At 73.3% G+C, this 6,316-nt stretch carries 6 protein-coding genes and 1 pseudogene; 2 read left to right on the forward strand and 5 right to left on the reverse strand.

The window, feature by feature from the left end:
- Positions 1 to 75: 75 nt before the first annotated feature.
- Entirely contained in the window at positions 76 to 477 is a 402-nt protein-coding gene (locus ACNAYW_RS24445) for a PaaI family thioesterase (RefSeq protein WP_415852196.1), read from the forward strand.
- A gap of 4 nt (positions 478 to 481) precedes the next feature.
- Here ACNAYW_RS24445 and ACNAYW_RS24450 read toward each other — a convergent pair whose 3' ends face one another.
- The 5 genes and pseudogenes from ACNAYW_RS24450 to ACNAYW_RS24470 all read right to left on the reverse strand — a co-directional run.
- Entirely contained in the window at positions 482 to 1,489 is a 1,008-nt protein-coding gene (locus ACNAYW_RS24450; RefSeq protein WP_415852197.1) for a DUF4349 domain-containing protein, read from the reverse strand.
- Positions 1,486 to 2,052: an RNA polymerase sigma factor gene (locus ACNAYW_RS24455; RefSeq protein WP_415852198.1), complete on the reverse strand. Its 567-nt coding sequence runs from the start codon at positions 2,050 to 2,052 to the stop codon at positions 1,486 to 1,488. The genes ACNAYW_RS24450 and ACNAYW_RS24455 overlap by 4 nt, the downstream gene beginning before the upstream one ends.
- Before the next feature lie 67 nt (positions 2,053 to 2,119).
- Positions 2,120 to 2,758, reverse strand: a complete 639-nt coding sequence (locus ACNAYW_RS24460; protein ID WP_415852199.1) for an HAD-IA family hydrolase — start codon at positions 2,756 to 2,758, stop codon at positions 2,120 to 2,122.
- Positions 2,759 to 2,824: 66 nt separating this feature from the next.
- The coding region (locus ACNAYW_RS24465) for an alpha-hydroxy-acid oxidizing protein (RefSeq protein WP_415852200.1) at positions 2,825 to 3,104 on the reverse strand (280 nt) is incomplete at its 5' end.
- 7 nt (positions 3,105 to 3,111) lie between these two features.
- Positions 3,112 to 3,832: pseudogene (locus ACNAYW_RS24470) on the reverse strand (alpha-hydroxy acid oxidase); the annotation flags it as partial.
- Positions 3,833 to 3,908: 76 nt separating this feature from the next.
- Between ACNAYW_RS24470 and ACNAYW_RS24475 the strand changes: the two are divergent.
- A partial coding sequence (locus ACNAYW_RS24475) for a molybdopterin-dependent oxidoreductase (RefSeq protein WP_415852201.1) occupies positions 3,909 to 6,316 on the forward strand: 2,408 nt, incomplete at its 3' end.

Consider the following 6,316-nt stretch of genomic DNA (forward strand, 5'->3'; position numbering starts at 1 on the left):
CCGGCGCCCCGTCCCGCACCCGCCCCGGTGCTCGCCGCGACCGGACGCTGATCGCCGGGGTGCGATAGTGCTGGGGTGACCTTCGAGGAACTCGTCCAGTACAACGCCTCCCTGCCGTTCAACCGGTGGGCGGGTATCGAGGTGGTCAGCGCAGACCGCGAGGAGGTCGTGCTCCGCCTCGAGCGCCGCGCCGACCTGTGCCAGAACGTCGGCGGCCTGCACGCCGCCCTCATCGCGGGCGTCCTCGAGAACGCCTGCGGCTACGCGCTCGCGATGCACCCGGGCGCGGGCGGCCTCGTCACGCAGATGGACACGCAGTTCCTGCGCGCCGCGCAGGGGGAGGCCTTCCTCGCCGTCGGCCGGGTGGTCAAGCCCGGCAGTCGGCAGAGCTTCTCCGAGGCCGACTTCTTCGTCGAGGTCGACGGTGCGCGCGGGCCCCGGTTCGCCACGGCCCGCGCGCTCGTCGTCCCCTCCTAGCCGCTCAGGAGCGGGGCCGGAACCGGCGCACCACCCGGTAGAGCCCGTACAGCACCAGCAGCACCGCGGCCCACGGCAGCACCGCCCCGACGATCACCAACAGCCACCGCCCGGCGCCGAGGAGCGCGTCCCAGCCGTTCTGCAGGCCGCCCGTGAACCCGGACCGGTCGGTGGTGACCGTCGGCTTGTCGATCGACACCGTCACGGTCGAGAGGGAGACCCGGTCACCGATCGACGCCCGCCGCGACTGCAGGGATTCGAGCTCCTGCTGACGGCTCGTGAGGGCGGACTCGGCCGCGATCACCTGGTCGGTGGTCTCGGCCTTCGCGAGGATCGCCGTCAGCCGGTCGACGGAGACCTGGGTGGCGCGGATCCGCGCCTCGAGGTCGACCACGGTGCCCGTCACGTCCTCGTGCTCCAGCCGCACGGAGCCGACCTCGCCGAGCCCGCCGACCTTCTCCACCAGCTCGTTCACCTTGTCGTTCGGCACCCGCAGCGTCAGCCTGGCGCGGGCGTCGTCGCCGCCCGTCTCGGTGCGCGCGTCGACGCGGCCGCCGAGCCGCTCCGCGGTCGCGGCCAGCTCCCGGGCCGCCGAAGCCGGGTCGGCGTTCGTCACGTCGACGGTGCCGGTGGTGATCACCTGGCGGTTCGTCGGCGCGTTCGCCGGGGTCGACGGTGCTGCCGGTCCCGTCGTGGGCGCCGCCTTCGGGGCGGGCGCGACGGCGGCCTGGCCGCCCAGGGGCGACGACGGGGACTGCGTGCCCGTCTCGCGGGCGGGGGCCGGGGCGGAGTAGGCGGATTCGCTCGAACCGCCCTGGAACTGGGTCACCACGACGCCCCCGCCGACGGCCACCACCGCGATCGCGGCGGCCGCGGCGATGCCCATTGTCCGGTGCCTGCGGCGACGCCGGCGCGCCCGTAGGTCGTCGCCCACCTCGGTCAGCACCGCGGAGCGCATCGCGGCGAGCCGGTCGTCGGTGAGGATGTCGTCGGGGGTGATCCGGGTGGTCATGACTGCTCCCTCAGGGTGCTCAGGTCGGCGCGCAGGCGGCCGCGCAGCCGGGAGACGCGGTTGCGTACGGCGGCGTGCGTCACGCCCACCTCGGCCGCAGCCCGCTCGTAGGTCTGTTCGTCCTCCACGCACAGGCGGTAGAGGCGCTGGTCGGTGGGCGAGAGGGCGTCCACCGCGGCGGCGATGACCGCGCGGATCTCCGCGGCGAGCACCTCGTCCTCGGGTGAGGGCGCCGCGCCGGGCGGCTCGGCGTCGTCGAGCGGGGTCGATCTGTCGCGGACCGCCGACAGTCGCCTCCCCGCGTTGAGCGCGGTGTACCGCGCGGTGGTGAGGAGCCACGGGAGCACCGACTCGTCGACGATCCGCACGGAATCGATGCGGCGCCAGAGCGTGAGGAAGGTGTCCTGGGCGACCTCCTGCGCGGCGTCGGCGTCGCGCAGAACGGTGTACGCCTGCCAGTAGACGGGGCGCACGTGGCGGTCGTGGATCGCCGCGAAGGCCGAGCCGTCGCCGCCCGCGGCGCGGGCGAGGAGGGTCCGGTCCGCGGACTCGTCGGTTCTCATCGTGGACGTCACACCCCCTCTATGTCGCCGGGGCGGCCGACCGTCTCATCGGATGTCGACGGTGCGGTCAGGCCGTCACGTGGATGCCCCCGTCGTCGACGGTGACCGTCACCGCCGTCAGGTCGTCGACCTGGACGTCGGGGGAGAAGCGCGCCGCCTGCGGGCCCACCCCGACCACCCGCATCCCGGCCGCTCTCGCCGCGGCGATCCCCGCCTCGGAGTCCTCGAACACGATGCAGTCCGCGGGGGCGACGCCGAGCAGTTCCGCGCCGCGCAGGAAGCCCTCGGGGTCGGGCTTGCTGGCGCGCACGTCCTCCGCCGTCACCCGCACCGTCGGCAGCGGCAGGCCCGCGGCACCCATGCGCGCCGTCGACAACGGGACGTCCGCCGAGGTGACCAGGGCGTGTGGGGCGCCGTCGAGCGCGGCGAGGAAGGCGGGCGCGCCCGCGACGGGCACGATGCCCTCGGTGTCGGCGGTCTCCTGCGCGAGCAGTTCGCGGTTCTCCGCGAGATTGACCTCGACGGGGCGATCGGGCAGCAGCTCCGCCATCGTCGCGTGGCCCTGCCGGCCGTGCGCGACGGCCAGCACCGCGGACGGATCGAGGCCCTTCTCCCGTGCCCAGCGGCTCCAGCAGCGTTCGACGACGGCGTGCGAGTCGACCAGTGTGCCGTCCATGTCCAGCAGCAGAGCGCGACCGGTGAGCATGCATGTCCTCCTGGGATGGGCGTGTGCGCACCACGATACGGACCGGTCCGGGAGGGGCGGTGTGGATCAGCGCGCGACGACGAGGTCCGGCGACAGCTCGCCGAGGTGGGTGGCACCCGCGAGCCCCATGGCGTGCCGGAGCTCGTCGAGCAGCCCGGTCAGTACCGACCGGGCTCCGTCGCCGCCGGAGACGGCCAGGCCCCAGAGGATCGGGCGCCCGACGAAGACCGCGTCCGCGCCGAGCGCGAGCGCCGCCAGCACGTCGAGGCCGTCGCGGACGTCGCCGTCGATGAGGACGGCCGCATCGGCACCGACGGCCGCCGCGACGGCGGGCAGCGCCTGCGCCNGCGCGNCGGTGCGCCCGAGCTGGCGCCCGCCGTGATCGCTCACCCACACGCCGGCCGCGCCGGCGTCGACGCATCGCCGGGCCTCGTCGGCGCGCAGCACGCCCTTGACGATCACCGGGAGACCCGTCAGCGCGGCGAGCCGGCCGATGTCGTCCAGGACGGCACCGGCGTCCTGTTCGATCGCGGCCCACGCGTCGGCGCCGGGCTGCAGGTGCTGGGCGACGTTGATCAGGGCGAGGTCGTCGTCCAGCGGCGGCAGCCCGCGGCCGCCGGAGCGACCCACGTACGGGGTGTCGCCGGTGAGGACCAGCGCCGTCGCGCCCGCCGCCGCGGCGCGCTGCACGAGCGCATCGGTGATGCCGCGGTCGCGCATGAGATAGACCTGCTGCCACCACGGCCCGGCGGCGGCCGCGGCGACCTCCTCGATCCGGGTGGTGGCGCGCATGGAGAGCACGAACGGGGCGCCGCACTCGGCGGCGGCGCGGGCCACCGCCGCCTCGCCCTCGGAGTGGACGAGGCGATGGAAGGCCGTCGGGGAGACGCCGATGGGGGAGCGCCAGTCGCCGAGGACGTGCGCCGCGGTGTCGATGGAGCGGACGTCGCGGAGCACGCGCGGGGCGAACCGCCAGCGCTCCCAGGGCGACTCGCCGGTGGTCGCGCCGCGCATCAGGTACGCCCAGACCTCCGGCGGGAGCACGTGCGCCGCGCGCTGCGCGAGTTCGATCATGTCTTCACGATCTCACAGCCGGCGGCGACGGCGGGTTCCGGAGCGACGCCGACGCCGCGGGACTAGGGTGAGGATCATGACGAGGTTCAGCCCCCTCGAATGGCCCGTGCTGCGGCAGCTCCGCTCCGGGGACGTCCTCGGCCGCGGCCCGGCCGTCGAGTCCCCGCGCACCCGTGCGCTCGAGCCGCGCACGAAGACCGCCGACCGCGTGGTGCAGAGCGTCTGCCCGTTCTGCGCCGTCGGCTGCGGCCAGAAGGTGTACGTCAAGGACGAGAAGGTCATCCAGATCGAGGGCGATCCGGATTCCCCCATCTCGCGCGGGCGGCTCTGCCCCAAGGGTTCCTCCAGCGAGCAGCTGGTGAACAACCCGCTGCGGCAGACCAAGATCCGCTACCGCGCCCCGTACGCCACCGAGTGGCAGGACCTGGACCGGGACACCGCGATCGACATGATCGCCGACCGGTTCGTCGAGGCGCGGCGCCACGGCTGGCAGGACTTCGACGAGCATGGGCGGCCGCTGCGCCGCACCATGGGCATCGCCTCGCTCGGCGGCGCCACGCTCGACAATGAGGAGAACTACCTCATCAAGAAGCTGTTCACCGCCGCGGGCGCCATCCAGATCGAGAACCAGGCCCGGATATGACACTCCGCCACGGTTCCCGGTCTGGGAGCCTCGTTCGGGCGCGGCGGCGCCACCCAGTCCCTGCAGGACATGGCCAACGCGGATTGCATCGTGCTCATGGGCGGCAACATGGCCGAGGCGCACCCCGTCGGGTTCCAGTGGGTCGCTGAGGCGAAGGCCCGCGGCGCGCGGGTGATCCACGTGGACCCGCGGTTCACGCGGACCTCCGCGGTGGCGGATCGGCACGTGCCGATCCGCGCGGGCTCCGACATCGTGCTGCTCGGCGGGCTCATCAACCACGTGCTCGGCACCGACGCCTACTTCCACGACTACGTCGTGGCGTACACGAACGCGGCGGAGATGGTGGGCGCGGACTTCCGGGACACCGAGGACCTCGACGGGCTGTTCTCCGGCTTCGACCCGGAGACCGGGAAGTACGACCAGTCGACGTGGCAGTACGCCGAGGGCCGCGACGAGACGCTGCAGGACCCGAGGACCGTGTTCCAGGTGCTGCGCCGGCACTACGCGCGCTACACCCCCGAGGTGGTGGCCGACATGTGCGGCATCTCGCCGGCCGAGTTCGCCTACCTGGCCGACTCGATCACGAGCAACTCGGGGCGCGAGCGCACCACGTGCTTCGGCTACGCCACGGGGTGGACGCAGCACACGATGGGCGCGCAGTTCATCCGCACCGCGGCCATCCTGCAGCTGCTCCTCGGGAACGTCGGGCGGCCGGGCAGCGGCATCATGGCGCTGCGCGGGCACGCCAGCATCCAGGGCTCGACCGACATCCCCACGCTCTTCAACCTGCTGCCCGGCTACCTGCCGATGCCGTCCGTCGGCAAGCACGACAGCCTCGCCGACTACCTCGCGTCGGTGCGCCCCGCGACGGGGAAGGGCTACTGGCAGTACGCCGACACCTACATGATCAGCCTGCTCAAGGCCTGGTACGGCGACGCGGCGACGGCCGAGAACGACTTCGCCTACGACTACCTGCCGAAGCTCGACGGCCCCGCCGGCACGTACCAGACCGCCGTCGACATGCTGGACGGGAAGGTCGACGGGTACTTCGTGCTCGGTCAGAACCCCGCCGTCGGCTCCGCGAACGGCCGGCAGCAGCGCATGGGCATGGCGAAGCTCAAGTGGCTCGTGGTGCGCGACCTCAACATGATCGAATCGGCGACGTGGTGGAAGGACGGCCCGGAGATCGCCTCCGGCGAGCTGCGCACCGAGGACATCGCCACCGAGGTCTTCTTCATGCCCGCCGCCACGCACGTCGAGAAGGCGGGCTCGTTCACGCAGACCCAGCGGATGCTGCAGTGGCGCCACCAGGCCGTGCAGCCGCCGGGTCAGGCGCAGAGCGAACTGGACTTCTTCTACGAGCTCGGCCTCCGGATCCGCGAGCGCCTCGCGGGCTCGACCGACGAGCGCGACCGCCCGCTGCTGGATCTCACCTGGGACTACCCGATGGACGCGCACGGCAACCCCGATCCCGAGGCGGTGCTCTCGGAGATCAACGGCCGCTTCGTCTCCGGGCCCGACGCGGGGCGCAACCTCACCTCGTACACGCAGCTCAAGGCCGACGGTTCGACCATCGCGGGTTGCTGGATCTACACGGGCGTGTACGCCGACGGTGCCAATCAGGCCGCGCGCCGCGTGCCCCAGGGGGGCGGCGGCGTCACCCAGTCCGAATGGGGCTGGGTGTGGCCCGCCGATCGCCGGATGCTCTACAACCGCGCGTCGGCGGACCCGCAGGGCCGGCCGTGGAGCGAGCGCAAGAAGTACCTGTGGTGGGACGAGGCCGCGGGCCGCTGGGCGGGGCCCGACGTCCCCGACTTCCCCGCGACGCTCGCCCCCGGCAC

This window comes from Tsukamurella ocularis, assembly GCF_965138335.1.
Lineage (GTDB): Bacteria > Actinomycetota > Actinomycetes > Mycobacteriales > Mycobacteriaceae > Tsukamurella > Tsukamurella ocularis_A.